21 protein-coding genes and 1 riboswitch are annotated in these 19,631 nt (G+C 46.8%); of the genes, 16 read left to right on the forward strand and 5 right to left on the reverse strand.

Annotated features, from left to right (window positions below):
- Positions 1–7: 7 nt before the first annotated feature.
- The 11 genes from rplN (at position 8) to infA (ending at position 6,387) form a co-directional block, all read left to right on the forward strand.
- The gene (gene rplN, locus ACP2WE_RS06995) at positions 8–376 is read left to right on the forward strand and encodes a 50S ribosomal protein L14 (RefSeq protein WP_330483039.1); all 369 of its coding nucleotides are present in this window, start codon (positions 8–10) and stop codon (positions 374–376) included.
- Positions 377–745, forward strand: coding sequence for a 50S ribosomal protein L24 (gene rplX / locus ACP2WE_RS07000; protein WP_425214866.1), 369 nt, complete (start codon positions 377–379; stop codon positions 743–745).
- 93 nt (positions 746–838) lie between these two features.
- Entirely contained in the window at positions 839–1,381 is a 543-nt protein-coding gene (gene rplE / locus ACP2WE_RS07005) for a 50S ribosomal protein L5 (RefSeq protein ID WP_425214867.1), read from the forward strand.
- 24 nt (positions 1,382–1,405) lie between these two features.
- Positions 1,406–1,807, forward strand: coding sequence for a 30S ribosomal protein S8 (gene rpsH / locus ACP2WE_RS07010; RefSeq protein WP_425214868.1), 402 nt, complete (start codon positions 1,406–1,408; stop codon positions 1,805–1,807).
- Positions 1,808–1,887: 80 nt separating this feature from the next.
- On the forward strand, positions 1,888–2,427 hold the full coding sequence (gene rplF / locus ACP2WE_RS07015; protein ID WP_425214869.1) for a 50S ribosomal protein L6: 540 nt from the start codon (positions 1,888–1,890) through the stop codon (positions 2,425–2,427).
- A 35-nt stretch (positions 2,428–2,462) separates the two neighbouring features.
- Positions 2,463–2,825: a 50S ribosomal protein L18 gene (gene rplR, locus ACP2WE_RS07020; protein ID WP_425214870.1), complete on the forward strand. Its 363-nt coding sequence runs from the start codon at positions 2,463–2,465 to the stop codon at positions 2,823–2,825.
- A gap of 84 nt (positions 2,826–2,909) precedes the next feature.
- Positions 2,910–3,530 (forward strand): 30S ribosomal protein S5, encoded by a 621-nt coding sequence (rpsE, locus tag ACP2WE_RS07025; protein ID WP_425214871.1) that lies wholly within the window; start codon positions 2,910–2,912, stop codon positions 3,528–3,530.
- A gap of 135 nt (positions 3,531–3,665) precedes the next feature.
- Complete coding sequence (gene rplO, locus ACP2WE_RS07030) at positions 3,666–4,109, forward strand: 50S ribosomal protein L15 (protein ID WP_425214872.1); 444 nt, start codon at positions 3,666–3,668, stop codon at positions 4,107–4,109.
- Between the two features lie 110 nt (positions 4,110–4,219).
- Entirely contained in the window at positions 4,220–5,521 is a 1,302-nt protein-coding gene (gene secY / locus ACP2WE_RS07035; RefSeq protein WP_425214873.1) for a preprotein translocase subunit SecY, read from the forward strand.
- Entirely contained in the window at positions 5,521–6,084 is a 564-nt protein-coding gene (locus ACP2WE_RS07040; protein ID WP_425214874.1) for an adenylate kinase, read from the forward strand. The genes secY and ACP2WE_RS07040 overlap by 1 nt, the downstream gene beginning before the upstream one ends.
- Positions 6,085–6,150: 66 nt before the next feature.
- Complete coding sequence (infA, locus tag ACP2WE_RS07045) at positions 6,151–6,387, forward strand: translation initiation factor IF-1 (protein ID WP_330483050.1); 237 nt, start codon at positions 6,151–6,153, stop codon at positions 6,385–6,387.
- A gap of 123 nt (positions 6,388–6,510) precedes the next feature.
- On the opposite strand, the gene ACP2WE_RS07050 is transcribed toward infA, so the two are convergent.
- The 3 genes from ACP2WE_RS07050 to ACP2WE_RS07060 form a co-directional block, all read right to left on the reverse strand.
- The gene (locus ACP2WE_RS07050; protein ID WP_425214875.1) at positions 6,511–6,915 is read right to left on the reverse strand and encodes a DUF1636 domain-containing protein; all 405 of its coding nucleotides are present in this window, start codon (positions 6,913–6,915) and stop codon (positions 6,511–6,513) included.
- A gap of 22 nt (positions 6,916–6,937) precedes the next feature.
- Positions 6,938–7,079, reverse strand: a riboswitch (cobalamin riboswitch).
- A 52-nt stretch (positions 7,080–7,131) separates the two neighbouring features.
- Positions 7,132–8,184 (reverse strand): anthranilate phosphoribosyltransferase family protein, encoded by a 1,053-nt coding sequence (locus ACP2WE_RS07055; RefSeq protein ID WP_425214876.1) that lies wholly within the window; start codon positions 8,182–8,184, stop codon positions 7,132–7,134.
- Between the two features lie 129 nt (positions 8,185–8,313).
- Positions 8,314–9,303: a LysR family transcriptional regulator gene (locus tag ACP2WE_RS07060; protein ID WP_425214877.1), complete on the reverse strand. Its 990-nt coding sequence runs from the start codon at positions 9,301–9,303 to the stop codon at positions 8,314–8,316.
- Positions 9,304–9,468: 165 nt separating this feature from the next.
- Between ACP2WE_RS07060 and ACP2WE_RS07065 the strand changes: the two genes are divergently transcribed.
- Positions 9,469–10,284 carry an SDR family oxidoreductase gene (locus ACP2WE_RS07065; RefSeq protein ID WP_425214878.1) on the forward strand — a complete coding sequence of 272 codons (816 nt, stop codon included), beginning with the start codon at positions 9,469–9,471 and terminating at the stop codon, positions 10,282–10,284.
- A gap of 37 nt (positions 10,285–10,321) precedes the next feature.
- Here ACP2WE_RS07065 and ACP2WE_RS07070 read toward each other — a convergent pair whose 3' ends face one another.
- The gene (locus ACP2WE_RS07070) at positions 10,322–11,197 is read right to left on the reverse strand and encodes an MBL fold metallo-hydrolase (RefSeq protein ID WP_425214879.1); all 876 of its coding nucleotides are present in this window, start codon (positions 11,195–11,197) and stop codon (positions 10,322–10,324) included.
- A 330-nt stretch (positions 11,198–11,527) separates the two neighbouring features.
- Between ACP2WE_RS07070 and ACP2WE_RS07075 the strand changes: the two genes are divergently transcribed.
- The 3 genes from ACP2WE_RS07075 (at position 11,528) to ACP2WE_RS07085 (ending at position 17,048) form a co-directional block, all read left to right on the forward strand.
- Positions 11,528–13,909: a heavy metal translocating P-type ATPase gene (locus tag ACP2WE_RS07075; protein ID WP_425214880.1), complete on the forward strand. Its 2,382-nt coding sequence runs from the start codon at positions 11,528–11,530 to the stop codon at positions 13,907–13,909.
- 164 nt (positions 13,910–14,073) lie between these two features.
- Positions 14,074–15,990 carry an iron uptake porin gene (locus ACP2WE_RS07080; RefSeq protein ID WP_425214881.1) on the forward strand — a complete coding sequence of 639 codons (1,917 nt, stop codon included), beginning with the start codon at positions 14,074–14,076 and terminating at the stop codon, positions 15,988–15,990.
- 11 nt (positions 15,991–16,001) lie between these two features.
- Positions 16,002–17,048 carry a hypothetical protein gene (locus tag ACP2WE_RS07085; protein ID WP_425214882.1) on the forward strand — a complete coding sequence of 349 codons (1,047 nt, stop codon included), beginning with the start codon at positions 16,002–16,004 and terminating at the stop codon, positions 17,046–17,048.
- Positions 17,049–17,064: 16 nt separating this feature from the next.
- Here ACP2WE_RS07085 and ACP2WE_RS07090 read toward each other — a convergent pair whose 3' ends face one another.
- The gene (locus ACP2WE_RS07090; RefSeq protein ID WP_425214883.1) at positions 17,065–17,679 is read right to left on the reverse strand and encodes a TIGR02466 family protein; all 615 of its coding nucleotides are present in this window, start codon (positions 17,677–17,679) and stop codon (positions 17,065–17,067) included.
- A 191-nt stretch (positions 17,680–17,870) separates the two neighbouring features.
- On the opposite strand from ACP2WE_RS07090, the gene ACP2WE_RS07095 reads away from it, so the two are divergent.
- Entirely contained in the window at positions 17,871–19,607 is a 1,737-nt protein-coding gene (locus ACP2WE_RS07095; protein WP_425214884.1) for a zinc metalloprotease HtpX, read from the forward strand.
- Positions 19,608–19,631 lie beyond the last annotated feature (24 nt).

Consider the following 19,631-nt stretch of genomic DNA (forward strand, 5'->3'; position numbering starts at 1 on the left):
TAAAGTTATGATTCAACAAGAAAGTTATTTAAATGTGGCTGACAACAGTGGAGCAAAGAAATTACTTTGCATCCGCGTGCTAGCTGGCGGTAATCGCAAGTTTGGTGGTGTAGGTGATGTCATCATTGCCACTGTCAAAGACGCTACTCCCAATATGCCCGTTAAAAAATCGGATGTCGTAAGAGCAGTAATTGTCCGCACCAAAAGCGCCATTCGACGTGAGAGTGGTATGAGTATTCGATTTGATGATAATGCTGCCGTAATTATCAATCAAGAGGGAAACCCTAAAGGTACGCGGGTATTTGGTCCCGTTGCCAGAGAACTTCGTGATAAAAATTTTACGAAAATTATATCCTTAGCACCAGAGGTACTCTAGATGTTAAACAAGTTAAAATCAAAGCCCAATGGCAACCGTACAGCATTTAAGATGCATGTAAAAACGGGTGATGTCGTTCAGGTTATCTCTGGTAGTTATAAGGGCAAAGTTGGCAAGATCTTAAAGGTTTTCCCTGAAACCAGTCAGGTGATTGTTGAAGATGTGAATAATAAAACAAAGCATCTGAAAGCTCAACGTGAAGGAGAAGCAGGACAAATCGTTACCCGTGAGTTTCCCATTCACAGTTCTAAGGTAATGATTTACTCGGAAAAGGAAAAGAAAGCCAGTCGAGTCTGCTACACCTTTACCGATGACGGGAAGAAGGTACGAATGCTCAAGAAAACAGGTGAGATTCTTGATAAAAAGTAAGTGGCTTCGCTGCTGAATGATTACCAAGATTACTTGCTAGCCCTGAATTTCTAATCCTGACAAAGTCCAGGAAATATACAACACAACACAACAATGTCTACTAGATTTAAAGAACTTTATGAAAAACAGGCTGTGCCTAAACTGATGGAACAGTTTAAGTACACCAATATTCACCAAGTACCCAAGTTTGAAAAGGTTGTTATCAACCGTGGTTTAGGTGAAGGTGCATCAAATGCTAAGTCACTGGAAGCTTCTCTCGCTGAGATTGCTACCATTGCAGGTCAAAAGCCTGTGGTGACAAGAGCAAAGAAAGCGATCGCAGGCTTTAAGTTGCGCCAAGGTATGCCTGTAGGGATGATGGTTACGCTTCGTCGCGATCGCATGCATGCTTTTTTAGATCGTCTAATCAACTTTGCGCTCCCACGTATTCGTGATTTTCGCGGTGTAAGTGCTAAGAGCTTTGACGGTCGAGGCAACTATACGTTGGGTGTGCGCGAACAGCTAATATTCCCAGAAATTAGCTATGACAGCATCGACCAAATCCGAGGGATGGACATTTCCATCATCACGACTGCGAATACAGATGAAGAAGGACGTGCGCTGCTCAAAGCAATGGGTATGCCCTTTAGAGAATAACAAGTGGGATCATAGGAGATAAAGATGGCTACGAACGATACCATTGCGGATATGCTGACACGCATTCGCAACGCCACAATGGCAAGGCATCAGGTCACAGCAATTCCTGCTACCAAGATGACACAGAGCATCGCCCGTGTACTCAAGCAAGAAGGCTACATTGGAGATTTTGAAGAAGTTGGTGAAGGAATTGACCGTAGGTTAGTGCTGTCACTGAAATATCAAGGTAAGAATCGTCAACCGATTATTACGACACTTAAGCGGGTTAGTCGCCCTGGATTGAGAGTTTACTCTAATCACCAGGATCTACCTCGCGTTCTTGGCGGTATTGGGATTGCGATTATCTCCACCTCTAGAGGCATCATGACAGATCGTGAAGCTCGCCGCCAAAAGGTCGGTGGTGAAATTCTTTGCTACATCTGGTGATGGCAGCATTTGGCAATTAGGACTCAAGAATCAGAACTATTTATGATTCTGCATTCTCAATTCTGAAGTTAGGAGTAATTATGTCTCGTATTGGAAAACGCCCAATTCCTATCCCTGCTAAGGTTAATGTGGCTATCTCGGGTCAAGAAGTGACTGTCAAAGGTCCTAAGGGCGAGTTAAAGCGAACCTTACCCGATCAGGTGGAAGTATCTCAAGAAGGTGAAGTGCTTGTTGTCAAGCGTCGCAACGATCTGCGTCCTGCTCGTCAACAACATGGTCTCTCTAGAACCCTTGTTGCCAATATGGTGCAGGGGGTTTCAGAAGGTTTTCAACGCCGATTAGAAATTCAAGGTGTCGGTTATCGTGCTGCTGTCCAAGGTACGACCTTAACCCTTAACGTTGGTTATAGCATTCCCGTGAAGTTAGAGCCACCTGTAGGCGTGCAGTTAACAGTAGAAAATAACGTAAATATCGTCGTTACTGGCATTAACAAAGAAGATGTTGGTAATACGGCTGCTCGTATTCGCGATGTGCGCCCCCCTGAAGTATATAAGGGTAAGGGTATTCGCTATGCTGGAGAAGTCGTGCGTCGTAAAGCTGGCAAGGCTGGCAAGAAATAACTAGGAGTCAAGGCAACAAAGCTAAGGGGTAAATTATGAAAATAGACCGTAAGCAAGCAACTAAAAGTCGTCATCAGCGCGTCCGTCGCAAGCTGTCAGGTACATCTGAACGCCCTAGGCTATCTGTGTATCGTTCTAACCAGCACATCGTGGCACAGGTGATTGACGATGTATCCCAACATACCCTAGTTGCAGCATCTACCCTCGATCCAGAGTTAAAGCCTGAGCTTAAGTCAACAGCAAACCGTGATGCCTCTGCTAAAGTGGGGGAATTGATTGCTAAAAGAGCGATCGCTAAAGGAATTACACAAGTTGTGTTCGATCGCGGTGGTAATTTATATCACGGTCGCGTACAAGCCTTGGCAGAAGCTGCCCGTGAAGCAGGTTTAGAATTTTAGAAATCAGCCTAAATCGCTTAATTTTTAAATCTCTCCATAACTTAAATTACGATCATCAGTAACTAACTCATCCACAACAGAAAAATGGCAGAACGTAGAAATAGAGATAGTAAAGGCACCCGTGATGGTGGCGGTGGTAGCGGAGACGGCGAAAACCGCGACGAAAAACGCAAAGGTAAGCGCAACGAAGCTAAAAAAGCTGAGCGTAGTCGCACAGAAAAGGAATCTGAGTGGCAAGAACGGGTAGTTCAAATTCGTCGTGTTACCAAAGTGGTAAAGGGCGGTAAGAAGCTCAGTTTTAGAGCGATCGTGATCGTTGGCAACGAAAAAGGTCAAGTAGGCGTTGGCGTTGGCAAGGCAAGCGATGTGATCGGAGCCGTGAAAAAAGGCGTATCCGATGGTAAGAAGCATTTGATTCAAGTGCCCTTAACCAAAGCTAATTCTATCCCTCACCCTAGTAATGGTGTTGGTGGTGGCGCTAAGGTAATGATTCGCCCTGCATCTCCTGGTACAGGTGTAATTGCTGGGGGGGCAGTAAGAACTGTGCTCGAACTAGCAGGGGTTAAAAATATTCTGGCAAAGCAGCTAGGTTCTGATAATCCTTTGAATAATGCTCGCGCTGCCGTGAATGCACTATCTGCTCTTCGTACTTTCAGCGAAGTTGCAAAGTCTAGAGACATTCCGCTTGAGCATCTCTATAACTAAGCTATAACTAAGTTTGGAGTGGGCAGTGAACAGTTATCAGCGAGCATCGAACGGCTTGATTGTTAAATAACTGATAACTGCCGCTAAAAGCCAATCGTCAAAAATTGATAACTGATAACTGATAACTGATTAGCCATGAATTTAGAAGATCTCAGACCCCAGGTAGGGGCTAAACATCGTAAACGTCGCGTCGGTCGTGGTATCTCCGCAGGTCAAGGTGCAAGCTGTGGCTTTGGGATGCGCGGGCAAAAATCACGTTCGGGTAGACCGACTCGCCCTGGCTTTGAAGGTGGTCAGCTACCTCTCTACAAGCGCGTACCTAAACTAAAGCATTTCCCAATTGTGAATGCGAAACATTTCACTGTTATCAATGTTGACAGCCTGAGTGAATTACCAGCAGGAACTGAAGTTACCTTAGAGTCGCTCATGGATGCAGGTATCGTTACACAGAATGATGGTGCTTTGCGCATTCTTGGTCGTGGTGAAATTGGTGTTGCTTTAAACGTTCACGCGCACTCATTTACTGCTGGTGCAAAAGCTAAGATTGAAGCTGCTGGTGGCACCTGCACTGAAATCTAGTCGCTTAGTAAATGGTCGCAAGCCACAGTGATACAGAAAAATAGTATTCTGCATTACAATACAACAAAGATACTTACACCTCTCTTACTAGCTTCAAGGTAGGCATAGCAATGGTAGTTAGCAAAGGGAAAAACCCTACTCCTCAAGAAACTTTCCTACAGATGGCACAGGCAGCGGGTCTGCGCGATCGCCTTCTGATTACGATGGGCATTCTCGTCCTAATTCGTCTGGGGATTTACCTGCCTTTACCGGGAGTGGATCGCCAGATTTTTGGTGAGGTTGTCAAAAATAATTCTGTCGTTAATTTCTTGGATATCTTTTCTGGTGGTGGTTTATCCCTACTTGGGATCTTCGCACTAGGGATCATCCCATTTATCAATGCTTCGATTATTTTGCAACTCCTAACTGCGGCGTTACCTACCCTAGAAAACCTCCAGAAGAATGAGGGGGAAGCGGGTAGACGTAAAATATCTCAGTACACAAGATATCTGGCTTTGGTATGGGCTTTAATCCAAAGTTTAGGTATTTCTTTTTGGATCCAAAATGTTGGAGCAGCGACCCAACCTGGACCTGCTTTTATGATTGAAACCATGCTTGCTTTGTCGGCGGGTTCCATGTTTGTGATGTGGGCTGGTGAGGTGATTACGGAAAAAGGTGTGGGTAATGGTGCATCCTTACTAATATTTATCAGTATTGTTGCTGGCTTGCCAAGATCTTTAGGTGACACAATCGCTTTGGCACAACAGGATAGTTCTAGGGTTGGTGGCGTAATTTTGCTAATGGTGATCTTTTTGGTCATGATTGTTGGCATTGTGTTTGTCCAAGAAGGAACCCGTCGCATCCCGATTGTTTCAGCGCGTCGTCAAGTTGGGCGTAAATTGTTTAGAGAGCAAGCGTCTTACTTACCTCTAAAGCTAAATCAAGGGAACGTAATGCCGATCATTTTTGCTTCTTCGGTTTTAATTCTTCCTGCTAGCCTTGGACAATTTTCCAGTAACGAAATACTTGTTAGTATTGCCAACTTTGCATCCCCAAGTGGTCCAGGGTATATTCCAATCTATTTGTCACTGATTTTAGGGTTTAGCTATTTCTACTCAACCCTAATTGTTAACCCTGTCGATCTGGCTCAAAACCTTAAGAAAATGGGCAGTAGTATTCCAGGGATTCGACCAGGGAAAGCAACATCAGAGTATATTTCGGGTGTTCTCAATCGTCTTACGTTTCTCGGCGCTGTTTTTTTGGGCGCGGTAGCAGTAATTCCTACAGCTATAGAGCGTGCTACGGGTGTAACAACCTTTAGTGGTATTGGTGCTACATCTTTATTGATCTTGGTTGGTGTGGCAATCGAGACATCGAAGCAGATACAAACCTATGTGATTTCTCAACGCTACGAAGGTATGGTTAAGCAATAATGCCTAAGATCATTTTGATGGGGCCACCTGGTTCTGGTAAGGGTACTCAAGGCGAAATCTTATCTGCTCTATGGAATGTGCCTCGGATTGCACCTGGTGACATTTTCAGAGCAGAGATCAAACAGGGAAGCGAGTTAGGTCTAAAGGTCAAAGCTTTTAGCGACTCGGGTCGGCTTGTTCCTGATGAGGTGGTAATCGATGTCATGCGGACTCGTTTCAGTCAACCTGACACCCAATCAGGATGGATTTTAGATGGGTTTCCTCGCACTGTGCCACAGGCAGAGGCTCTTAACGATCTTTTGGCTGAACTCGATCAAAAATTTGATCGCGTGATTAATTTAGATGTGCCCGAGCCAGTACTAGTCGAGAGAATCCTTTTACGCGCTCAAGAGCAAAATAGGGCTGATGATACCGAAGAGGTGATTAAAAACCGCCTTGAAGAATATTATGCAAAGACAAGACCTCTGTTAGAATTTTACGGGACTCATGTTGTTCAAATTGATGGCATCCCATCTTTAGAGAATGTGACAGAGGCTATTCAACAGCAACTATCGATCGCTTAGCGATCGGGGACTTTCGTGAGAAAGACCCTAGTGATTTTTAAACCAAGTTTTTAACGGAGAGGTTATTTGTCCAAGCAAGATGCAATTGAAATGGAAGGTACAGTGACTGAGTCACTGCCTAATGCCATGTTCAGAGTCGATCTGGATAATGGGTTTAACGTACTCGCTCATATCTCTGGCAAGATTCGTCGCAACTATATCAAGATTTTGCCCGGCGATCGCGTCAAGGTAGAGCTGACTCCCTATGACTTGACTAAAGGACGCATTACTTATCGCCTGCGCAATCAGGGTGGCAAAAAGTAGCCAATCCTAAATCTTTAAATCTAGATATTTGAAGCACAAAAATGAATATTGCTGAAATGGCAAGTACTTTCAGATAGTTGATATCTTGTAAGCACTTGCCTTAGTTTTTGGTGTCAAAAAACTTTATCCAATTGCTGCTAACTCCTGCATCGGTGGAATTTTTGCAACAATCCCTTTTTTAAGCGGGGCAGGTCTCTCTGCCCAAGGTAGGTTGCCGTCTGTTTGCGCATTATATTTACTGGCACAGACTAAGATTGCTGATGCGGTGGTTGCGAGGGATGCGGCATCCACAGGGAGATCGCCAAATAAATAGGTGTATTTTCCTTCAGAAGCGATCGCGACAACACAGGGACGATTGCAAGCACTCATGCATTCAACAGACTGAATTAAGAAGCTTGACCTCAAACTCCAACTTTGATTGAGCTTTAGCAACTCGTCTAGTAGTAGCTGTCCGCCACTAGTACCAACCCGTTTGCCATCTTTCCAAGTACTGGCACAGGTCGTGCAAACAAATAATTTATGAACCATCTATACCTCGCAGATGTATTTTTTTTGTCGATCGCAATCGGCGGGCATCCTGACTTAGACAATTACTGCCTTTACAGTTGCGGGACAGTGTAGGACTTGCACCATACTTTCCCCGTTTCCTCTAGTAGCTGATCCCTACCAGAACCGACCCCCTATCTTATAGCATTTCAAACAAATTGAATTGGATTTACGGCAGATTGAATTTAGGCTTCGCGCTCAGCCAGCGGTGAAGGCGGCGATCGCTTCCTTAACATCCTTAAGTTTGCGCTCGGCGATGCCCGTATTGAGAATTTCTTTGGCGCGATCGAGCCCAGACTGTAGATCGGCAGAAATGCCAGATAACCAGAGATAAAATCCACCATTCCAAATCGCAGACTGCATATATTCCGAGGGCAAGCCCTTGAGCGTAGACAAAATCATCTGAGACATTTCTAGTGCCTCGGCAATTTCCACATCTTTACCCTGCAAGTTGTAGTCTCTGGCTGAAAGGGTCAAGCGCTCGAACGTACCGCCACGATGAATGCCCAAAATCGCGGTGCGATCGCGGGGTAAATCGACGCTTCCCTCTAAACCCTTAATCGTGGCAAATTCAGTCACGCCGCGCAGGGCAAATGCCTCGCGGATATTGGTTTCCGTGGGGGGATGTACAAACCCTGACACAGTTAGGGTTTTGCCTAGGTAGGGAACCCAAATTAGTTCTAGGGTGGCAAAGGGAGGTCTTTTTCCCACTTGATCTCTATAGGGCACAATGCCCTGCGCCAAGGGAAAATGCTTGGGCAGATAGACAAAGCCTAAATTCGTCGCGCTTAGAACCTGTCTCACCTGCGCTAAGGATAGCTGCTGCCAATTGACGCCCAAAGCCTGCCAGATATCGATTAAGGGTAAACCGTCTTTGGTGGGCATGCGATCGCCGCCATGCAAGATCGTGGGACAGCCTGCACTTGCCAAGATCAAACTAGCGATCGGACTGATGGGTGCAGTGCGCGATCTGCCATCATAGGGCGAACCCAGCACAAGTACGGTTTGTTCGGAATCAAGCGCTTCGACTCTGCCGCCGAGTTGGTCGTAGGCATCGAGCATGCCAGCTAACTCAACGCCAGTCGGTCGCTTAATGCGGTGGGCAATCATGAATGCGCCAATTTGAGCGGGTGTGGCTTCCTGCTCCAAAATCATTTTGGTAGCTAATTCTGCTTCTTGCCGGCTCAGGTCTTTGCCCGTGTGTCTTCCACTGCCAACCTTGCGAAGTAATTCACGAAAAACCTTACTCATTCCCTTTGCCGTGATGTTGGATTAAATTCGTAGGTCGATCTATAGTAATGAATCTACGGCTTACCAGTATGACATTACAAATGGTTCGTTGGCATTGAAGCGATCTCGTGGTTGAGTCTCCAGAAAAAGTTAGTGGGTCATTAATTGGGGATTCGCCGCCAATAATTGGTTGCTAAGGGTTGACATTTGGCTGGGGTGAAATCTTTGCTCGCTGAGGATGTGATTTTTTTGCTGGATTAACTCACAGGTCAACTTACGGAAATGATAGATCGGTGGAATTTGCAAGCGATCGCCCGTCGTTACCAAGACAATCTGACGCGTGAGCGTTGGTCCGACAATTTCGCGCACAGCTAACGAAGGATCGTTGCTCACATCTTTGAGAGCTGTGGCAGGTAAAAGCGCAATTAAGTCACCTTGTCTGATCACACCTCGAAAGGCATCCAGAGAATTAAGCTCTAGTACGGCATTGAGGTGCAGCCCCTGTCGGTTAAATTGCTCCTGGACGAGACGTTGCAAGCCGTAGCCATCCTTAAACACCACCTGATCGTGGCGATCAAGATCTTTCCAAGTTACTTGTTGGTGGCAGCTAAGAGGATGATCGGCAGCCATCAGGACTTGGATCGATTCCTCATAGAGCACATCGACCACCATCTCTGAGCTAGAGGTCAAAAAAGGATTATTCATCACCACAGCTAGATCGATCAGCCCGTCTTTGAGCACCTTGAGCGCGCGATCGCTGCCCAAGGTCGTTACCCGCAGTTGTACGTTGGGATAGGTTTTGGCAAAACTCTGTAAAACAGGGGGCAATTGATAGGCACATGCCGAGGGAATCGCCGCCACACAAAGTTCCGTTTGCTTTCCTGCTTGCAAGTCATTTAGTTCTTGCTCGACATTTTTCCATTCTTGGCAGATTTTACGCGCATGGGGCAGCAGCCGCTCACCCCCAATAGTTACCTTGGCACTGGCACCACGATGAAATAACTGGATACCTAAACTTGCCTCTAAAGCCTGAATTTGTCTGCTCACCGTAGACTGGTTGACATCACATTTTTGTGATGCCTGTTGAAAACTGCCTGTCTCAACCACAGCTAAAAATGCTTGTAATTGCTCCAACCGCATGGAAACTTAAGGAATATTTGGGTTATTAAGAAAGTAAGGTTTTTTGCCGAGTGGTTTAGTACGGAATGATACATTCCCTTTCCTTTTAGCTATGCCCTTAGCTGCATTCACGCATTCGCGATCGCTAGTATGCTTAGGGTGAGGATTTACGCAAAATGGCGACCTATGAAAACAGTTTTGATTACTGGGGCATCGACAGGAATTGGTAAAGCTACGGCTTTGGAATTTCAACAAAGGGGATGGAATGTTGTCGCCACGATGCGATCGCCAGAAAAAGCTACTGAACTCGCTCATCTCAGCCATGTTCTCTGTTTGCGCCTTGATGTTACCGATCTTGACTCCATTCAGCAGGCTGTAGAAACGACGATCGAAAGATTTGGGGCGATCGATGTCTTGGTGAATAATGCGGGCTATGGGCTGGTCGGCGTGTTTGAAGCTTCGGAGCGATCGCAAATAGAACGTCAGTTCGCTACCAATGTCTTTGGGCTAATGGATGTCACTCGCGCTGTACTCCCCCATTTTCGAGAACGGAAACAAGGTGCGATCGTCAATGTCGCTTCGATTGGTGGTCGTCTTACCTTCCCTCTCTATAGCCTCTATCATTCCACCAAATTTGCCGTGGAAGGTTTCTCGGAATCGCTGCAATACGAACTCAAACCATTTCAAATCAGAGTGAAGCTGATCGAACCTGGTGCAATTAAAACGGATTTTTACAGTCGTTCCGCCGATATTATGTCTCGACCAGGGCTGACTGCCTACGATCGCTTTATTGCCAAGGTTTTACCGAAAACAGAGAAGGCGGGAATGGATGGTTCCTCTCCTGAAGCTGTAGCACAAGTGATTTATAAAGCCAGTACAGAGGACTCGTGGAAGCTGCGCTACCCTGCGGGCAAAAATGCTGGCATGTTATTGTTCCTTCGCAAACTTTTGCCTGATGCCGCTTTCACCACTTTTATCAAACGTGTGTTAATTGACGGATAACCAAACGCTACCATGACCGCACAGAGGACATTCCATCCTAGGTAATTCCAATCGAGCTATGGGTGGGAATTGAGATCGCCATACCTTCTCTTGCCATGACGGCGCTAGGAAATTTTTCTTGCACTTGGCGACCGATCTCATCCAAATAATCATCGCTATGCACGGGATCGTGATGGAAAATTACGAGGGTTTTCACGTTTGCGGCTTCCGCTAGTTTGACGGCTTCTTGCCATGTCGAATGTCCCCAGCCTACCTTAGGAGAGTTTTTTGACCAATACTGTTCGTCGCTGTAGGTGGCATCAATAATCAAAACATCTGCATCCCTTGCCAAGTGAACGAGGCTTTCATCAACGCGATCGGCAAAGTGCTCTGTATCTGTGGCATAGACAGCGGATTCATTACCCCAACTTACTCGATAACCCGTTGCTTCACCAGGATGATTGAGCATGCCTGGCTCTACGATTACCCCATTACCGAGATCGATCTTACTGGGCACTTCGACATCGTGAAAGTGCATGGCTGCTCCCATGATGCGTAACGGCACTGGAAAGTTAGGATGCAGCATCTGTTCTTCTAAACGGTCTTGCATGGTTTGCCCGTTGGGTGCAACCTTGCCATAGATATGAAACGTGTTGCCCTTGATAAAAGCTGGGGTAAAAAAGGGAAAGCCTTGAATGTGATCCCAATGGCTATGGGTGAAAAACATATGGGCATCAATAGGCATTTCTTTGAGTAAATGCTGCCCTAGTACTCTTAGTCCCGTTCCACCATCAAAAATAAGGCGCTTACCGTGACATCGCATCTCAACACAGGGGGTATTACCACCATAGCGCACAGTGCTAACTCCTGGAGTCGCGATACTTCCTCTTACGCCCCAGAAATGGATTGAAAATTGGCTGTCAGGAATGGACATGGGTAAATTAAGGTTAAGTTAATTTTGAGCCATTGTGTCTTAAGTCTCAAGAGAATATTCAATTGCTGGGTTGATACTATACTGAAATTAAGTAGACAATTTAGTATCAGTTTAGTATCAGTCAGTTTGCCCAAGTTTAGCAGTTGTCTATACGTCACCGCTATTAGGAGTAGACAAAGAATTTATACTATTTACCATTATTTCACCACTATGGCTACCCGATCGCACAAACACCGATAGAAGTCTCGGTAACAAGTGACCCTAAACTTGCTAAGCCGATCGGAGAAGACTTTAGACATATCATGATGGAACCCAAAGATTTAAAAAGTTGTGACAGTTACTCAAACCATCTCAGCCCCAAACTCAGTAACCCTCTCTGTACAGGGAATGAAATGTGCAGGTTGTGTCGCTGTGGTAGAAAAACGTCTCTCAGATTGCGAGGGCGTGCGTGCGGCTAGCGTAAACTTGCTCACAGAAAGGGCAACGGTTGTCTATGAAAGTGAGATCGATCGCGCCGAACTCGTAGAGCATTTGCTCAAAGCGATCGCATCGGCAGGGTTTGCGGCGCAACCTCAAGCAGCCAAACCAACGCGCCAACATGCATCTCTAGCGGCATCTGTAGAAACCTCGCAGTCAAGGGTTTCCAATATCCTGCTAAATTTTCAGCGAAATCTGGCGAAGTGGGACATGGTTCCGCCGATCGCTTTGATCGGTCTGGCATTGGTGGGGCATTTAGGCCCCATGGGAATTTTGCATCTGCCCATTCTCAGCAATATGTACGCTCACTGGGCGATCGCGACCTTGGCGTTATTAACCTTGGGGCGAGAGATCTGGTGGGATGGGGCAAAGTGTCTTTGGTACCGATCGCCCAATATGAACTCTTTGGTGAGTTTAGGGACGATTTCTGCCTATATCGCCAGCGTGGTGGCACTGTTTAAGCCTGAGTTAGGCTGGCACTGCTTTTTTGAAGAACCCGTGATGATGTTGGGGTTTGTGTTGCTGGGGCAGTCGCTACTGACCCGAGCCAAGGGGCGTGCTTCTGACGCCATTCGCACCTTAATGAATTTACAGCCGCCAACGGCGAGGTTACTGGTGGGAAACGTGCAACTGCCAACCGCCGTGGAAGATTTGCAGGTAAGCGATCGGATTGTGGTGCTACCAGGTGAAAAAATCCCTGTAGATGGTGCTGTCATTGCTGGGATTTCTAGCGTAGATGAGTCGATGCTGACGGGTGAGTCTCTGCCTGTCGCCAAACAGGTGGGCGCGAGGGTCACAGGTGCAACGCTCAATTTAACGGGGGCGATCACCGTAGAGGTGATGCAAACAGGCGAAAAAACGACATTTGCCCGCATTGTTGCCTTGGTCGAAGCCGCCCAAGCTAGCAAAGCGCCGATTCAACAACTGGCGGACAAAGTTGCAGGATATTTTGCCTATGGGGTGATGGCGATCGCAACCCTGACCTTCCTATTTTGGTGGGGAATTTGGCATAGCGACTTAATTTTTAGCCTTAAATTGGCGATCGCGGTTTTGGTGGTAGCCTGTCCCTGTGCTTTGGGTCTAGCAACGCCCACCGCGATTATGGTGGGTACGGGCATGGGCGCAGAAAGGGGCATTTTGATTAAGGGGGGAGCTAGCCTAGAAAAAGTGCATAGCCTCACGGCAGTAGTGTTTGATAAAACGGGCACGCTCACCACGGGCAATCCTGAAGTAACCGATGCGATCGCCGATCCAGAGTTTCCGTTTCAAGAACTAGCGATCGGATGGACGGGTGCATTTGCAGATGCGACACCCGATCGCCAACTCCTCCAACTTGCCGCCAGTGCCGAAGCGGGCGCGAATCACATTTTAGGAACGGCAATTCTGGCAAAAGCCCAAAGCCTTGGGTTAAACACACTCCCAGCCCAAATCTCAGAATCGGTTACGGGTAGTGGGGTTAAGGCAATTTTAGATCGTGAAAAAACAGTTTATGTGGGCAATCAAGCTTGGTTGACCGAGCATAGCGTCAAAATTCCCCAAACGGCTCTGGAACTGGGCGATCGCTTTGCCCAAGCAGGTAAAACTCCCGTATTCGTTGCAGTTCAGACAGGCTCGAAGTCCCCCATTGCCTTTGCAGGCACGATCGCCATTCAAGATCGAATTAAACCCGAAGCACCCGCAGTCGTAAAAACCTTACAGAATATGGGATTGCAGGTGTGGATGCTGACGGGCGATCGCAGGGAAACAGCGCAAGCGATCGCGGCTCAACTGGGTATTGACCCATCCCAAGCGATCGCCGAGGTAAAACCCGATGGCAAAGCGTCAGTGATTCAACAACTCCAGCAACAAGGACAGCGAATTGCCATGGTGGGAGATGGTGTCAATGATGCCCCTGCCCTCGCTAACGCCACGGTGGGCATCGCCCTGAGTTCGGGTACAGATGTAGCCATGGAAACCGCCGACATTGTGCTGATGCGACAGGGGGCGAACCAAGATCGGCATCAAGGGATTCAAGATGTCGTCGTAGCGATTCAACTCAGTCGCGCCACATTTAGCAAAATTCGTCAAAACCTATTCTGGGCATTTGCCTACAATACGCTCAGCATCCCGATCGCCGCAGGCGTACTGTATCCCAGTTTGGGAATTTCTTTAAACCCAATGATTGCAGGTCTGGCAATGGCATTTAGCTCTATGAGTGTAGTAGTTAGCTCGTTATCCTTGCGCTGGTTTAGATGAGCTAGTAGATTCTCTGCATTTTTATGTAGATATCTTGAGATAAATTAACCTGTAAAAATCTGAATCTCTAACCAAGACTTGCTACCTGTAAACAAGCAGGATATTGTGGTGTCCGTGTGAAAAGGGCATAAAATTCGTTTACTTGGTTTCTGTGAGGAGCATTTATGAAAAAACTTTTATACCTAGTTTTACTGGGTCTACCAACGGTTTGTCATGGCACAGTGTTGGCTGAACCGATCGCCTCACCTTCAGATACTTCTAGGTCGATTGCCCAAACAGCTCCTCAACCAAATCTCAAATCGAATCCTACGTTAAGGATCGCAGAGCGATCGCCCAAAACACCTATTCAGAAACCTGTAGCGAGCGACGAAGTTTCAGGAAATCCAGTGACAAAATCTTCGATTACTCCAGCGATCGCAACTCCAATTGAGACGAAGCAATTACTTAATGAGATCGATCGGCAAAGGCTGATCCGTTCAAGCGATCGCGATCGCAACAACACAACGACCAATATCTCTCAAAGCAAAACCCAGCCTACAGCCCAGAATGTCACCTCGGTCTCCCAGCTCTCAGATGTGCGTCCAACCGATTGGGCATTTACCGCCTTGCAATCTCTGGTTGAAAGGTATGGTTGCATTGCAGGCTACCCCGATCGCACCTATCGCGGTCAGCATGCCATGTCTCGTTATGAATTTGCCGCAGGGGTGAATGCTTGTTTAGATAAAATCAACGAAATCATTTCGGCGGGACTTGCCGATAAAGTCAGCAAGGAAGATCTCGCCGCCCTCCAAAAACTACAAGAAGAATTTGCTGCCGAGCTAGCAGCCCTCAGAGGACGAGTTGATGCCTTAGAAGCGAAGATAGCAAAACTTGAAGCCCAACAGTTTTCCACCACGACTAAACTATTCGGACAAGCCATTTTTGGCTTACAGGGACGCTTTGGCAACACGGCAGATTTAAATCCTCGCGATGGCGTAAAAGAAACGCGCGATCCTGCTGCGGCTCTAACCTATGGCTACAATTTACAACTGACCCTTCTGACTCAGTTTAGCGATCGCAGCTATTTAATCACAGGCTTGCAGTCTGGGAACCTCAATACGGGTGCAGGGTTTAGTAACGCTCCGTACTTTCTCAACGATACCTTTACCCGCTTAGGCTATGAATCGGATACCAGTAACAGAATCCTGTTGAGCGATCTGTCTTATCGCTTCCTTGTGAGCGACAAACTTGCCGTAATTGTTGGCGCACAGGGCGTCAATCCGATCACTGTGTTTCGAGGGCCAAACCGCTATGAAAGTGCTGGGCAGGGGGCAATTTCGACTTTTGCCCAACGTAACCCAATCCTTGGGCTTGGTAGTACGCAGGCAGGACTTGGCATTGACTGGCAAATCAGCGATCGCGTCAGTTTACAGGCAGTCTATTCGGCAGGGAACGGCTTTAACAGCGCTGCTAATCCGACAGAAAGTGGCGGCTTATTTACGGGTCCCTCTACAATCGGCGTACAGTTGGCGATGATTCCTGTCGATCGCCTTGATGTCACACTCTATTACCTCAATGCCTACTCTACCAATGCATTATTGGGTACTGGCGTGGGCGATCAGATTATCGGATCGCTTGGTTCTCGCCTATCTACCAATGCGTTTGGAGCTAACCTAGCGTGGCGGGCAAGCCATCATTTTATTCTTGGCACTTGGGGCGGCTACACGACCACAAATGTATTAGGTGCGGGTTTATCGGGTACTGTTGAAACCACAAACTGGATGGTATATTTAAATTTACCTGACCTGTTTTCTCAAGGAGATTTAGCAGGGATTTACGTAGGGCAACCACCTAAAATTACCAGCAGCACGATTAGCTTAAATGGTATACCCGCTTTAAATCTGCCCAGCGCAATCTCAGGTACAGGTGGCGTTTTTGGATCCCAACCCGCTAGTACGACACACGTCGAGCTTTTTTATCGTTTCCGCGTCTCTAATCACATCAGTATTACTCCAGGGATTTTGTTTCTATTTAACCCTGTGAATACTAGTAGCAGTGACGCGATCGCGGTTGGCACTTTACGGACTACTTTTACGTTCTAACGGAGGGAATCATGTCTAACTCATTAATGCTCAAAATTTCGACGGTTGCAGTGGCTGCGGGTGCGGCTGTAATGCAAATGCCATCTGCTGAAGCCCAGACTGTAGCAGTACCAGTGACTGGTGGTGGATTTGTCGTTCGGTATGATACCACTGAAGGCTCCAGTGCCTCCTATGTTAGTAATCCAACCTTTGTGACCCCAGTTGGTACAATTGCGGTAACTGGCGCTCCTAGTCTTCCTATTTGGCAAACTGGAATTACGATTGATTTAACCGATACCCCAATTGGTGTCAATATCAATAACATCAATGGCAGTGTTTCGCTCAATGACGGTAGAAATGCCACACTTGTTAACAACCAAGCATTTTTGCAAGCACTCGCCAAAGTGACTGAGGGTAAGGAGCCTGTTCTTCCTGCCGAGCTACCAAGTTTTACAATTACTGAAATTACAGCAAAGTTTCAGAGTGGTTCGCTCAATGTGCCGCAGTCTGCTTTTAGTGCATTGCCAACGCCACAATTTGTAATTCCAATTACCAATGGAACGTTCACGCTCAATATTCCTGAGAACCAAGCCGCATTCCCCGTGATTACGTTAAATAATGCAATCACACCTCTAGGAACTGCCAACCTCACGTTTACATTACCTACATCGGTTCCTATTCAAGAAAGTGATGGTAGACCCGCGTTTTTGTCTTCTCTCGATCCAACTGTCCCTGGTAACCCCGACGCCTATATCAGTGTTGTCGTAAATGGTACGATTACTTTGAATGATGGACGTACAGCCAATATCAATAATCGTCTTGTCACATTTCAAGCCAATGCCAGAGTTACCAACCCCAATGAATCTGCCTACTTGGTTACCGAGGTTCCTAGTGAGCCTTATACAATAGCGGGCAATTTTAGCAACTTTAATATCAGTATTCCAACATCAGATATTACATCTCCAGTCACAACGCCACCTATCACATTCCAGTTCACTCAGGACTCTAACAATAATCTCGTCCCTAATCAATTTCCAGAAATAACAGATGATTCTCCTCTCGCCCAAAGGCGTTTCTAGCTTTTCTGAAATCAGCTCATAAAGGACGGACAAAAATATAGTTAAAGCTGAGGCTGACGCGATCGCTGTCGCTGAGATTGGGCGCAACCCCATGCTTAAGCCAACTTGGAAAAATCATGATGACGCCTTCTTGAACTTCGATATCGATCGCATCGGCAATGTAAGGCGTGTAGCTAGTGACTCTCGGCTGCATAAATACTCTGGCATGGCGCGGATCGTGAAACGTGAGGTTGCCTGAGTTGGGCGGCGTTTGCACGTAGTAAACACCGCTAAATAGACAGTTGGCATGATCGTGAATGATGTTGCCTGCATATTTAGGGTTGACGTTTGCCCAGCAGCGATCGGCTTGCATTTTCACCTCACCATACCCTACGGCTTTAGCGGTTTCTAGCACTGCGGCATCAATGAGTTGCTTGAAGCCCTGTAGCTGCGGTAAAGAGAATAAATTTGTCTCGCTCTGCCAACCTAAGGGTGCAGAGGTTCGCATTGCCCCTTTTTCGGTTTCTTTGAGTTGATAGATCGTCTCTAAAAGTTGCTGGTTTAGGGCTTGATAATCCTGTAACTTAAAGCTAAAAACGGGGGTCGGAAATAAAATATTTCCTTCCATTGTCCAAACCGCGTTAGGTGTCATACAAATTTAGCTCTCAAGGTTATGTCCTAAATATTGAAGCTTTGTTGGCATTATCTATGCCGATTAGTTCCAAGTAGTAAAATGGATTTCAAAGCATTTTTTAGGGAGTTATATAGTAGTCAGACCGAGTTAATTATGCAACGCCGCTAGTTGTCCATATTCAAAAGTTAACCTTCGCTTCCATAACTTTTATGTCAACACAACCATCAGAATTTCCCCATAAGGCAGGACGAGCGCAACAAGCAGGGGGCGTTTTAGCGATCGCCAAAGTCGCAGGAAATCTCGCTCTTGCCTCTGGTGTCACGATCGCCTTGCTCTTTGGCATGGTGCTGGCGTTATGTTCTGCCCTCTTGCTGATCGTCAAAAGTGGCAATCCTGCCTTAGGACTGGGGATAGCTCTAGTCATTACGATCGCCTTTAACGCGATCGCTTTTTTCGTTTCTCCTTGGATTATGGATTTAGTCCAAAACTGGCTCTATCACACCAAATGGGTATCGATTGAGGAGCTGGAAAGACGCAGTCCAGAGTCAGCCCATGTGATTCGGCGTGTTTGCAGCTTAAAAAAAATTAAGCAACCTCGCATTGGCATCATCGATGACCAAAATCCTACGGCTTTTACCTATGGGGCTTTGCCTGACAGTGCTCGGCTTGTAGTTAGTGCGGGATTATTCACCTACCTAGATGATGATGAAGTTGCAACGGTTTATGCCCACGAGCTAGGTCATATTGTCCACTGGGATTTTGCGATCATGACGATGGCTTCAACGCTGATTCAAATCATGTATTTGATCTACATTGGCGTTCGGGAGTTTGGTAGAAAGCTGGACGATCGGGCGGAGTCTGCGGCGGCGATCGTAGCGGTGACTGCCTATGTGTTTTATCTGGTTGGTACTTACCTGCTGCTGTACTTATCGCGCACGCGAGAGTACTTTGCCGATCATTTTGCGGCGGAAACAACGGGTAACCCTAACGCTTTATCACGAGCTTTGGTCAAAATTGCCTATGGCATCCTCGAAGAAAGCGAGAAAGCTAAAGAACCCAGCCGATTGATTCAAGGCACAAGAGCATTGGGGATTTATGATGCCAAAGCTGCTGTATCAACAGGATCTTCCTACCGTATTTCTTCACAGCCAGAGAAAGTCGGACGCGTGTTTTTATGGGATTTGTTTAATCCTTGGGGATGGTGGCTAGAGCTGAGTTCAACCCACCCTTTGACAGGTAAGCGCGTAAGAGCTTTAAGTACCTATGCCGAGCAGTTAGGACTCGATATGGAGTTTGATATGGGGCGGGTAATCGCCGAGGGGAATCAGCTCAGTAAGCAACGTCTGTATGGCAGTTTCTTTACAGATCTACTCTTCTATTGTGCTGAGTTTTTGGCAATTGTCGCGGGCTTGATTGTAGGTGCAATTCTTGCCCATGGTGGCATGAGTGCAGGCAAAGCCTTCGTGGCAATTCCGCTCCTATGTTTGGGTATTGCCCTTTTGGTCAAGCGTACAGTCATGTTCCCCAATTCTACAAATGCTCCAACATCGGACATAATGACGCTGATGTCAGATCCCTATGCCAGTCCGTTGCGGGGCAGACCTGTGACGCTTAAGGGTAAAGTCATAGGGCGCGGTGATGCAGGGTATGTGTTTGGCTCTGATATGAAACTGCAAGACCAAACAGGCATGATTTATCTGTTGTATGCCTCTCGTTGGGGCCCCATTGGCAACTTTTTGGCAGGCATGAATAAAGTCAAAGATCTAATTGGAACGCAGACCACAACCAAGGGCTGGTTCCGCCGTGGTGTTGCCCCATGGATGGATTTAGAACTGATTACGACAGATAGTGGTAAAAAGCATTCTAGCCATCCAGCATTTTGGTCTCTGGTTGGTGGAATTATCTGCCTAGCGATCGGGGCTCTGCTTTTGGTAGCAAAGTTTTAGTTTAGTTTAGCTACAGACATAACC

The organism is Tumidithrix helvetica PCC 7403 (genome assembly GCF_965232925.1).
Taxonomy (GTDB): Bacteria; Cyanobacteriota; Cyanobacteriia; order Pseudanabaenales; family Pseudanabaenaceae; genus Tumidithrix; species Tumidithrix helvetica.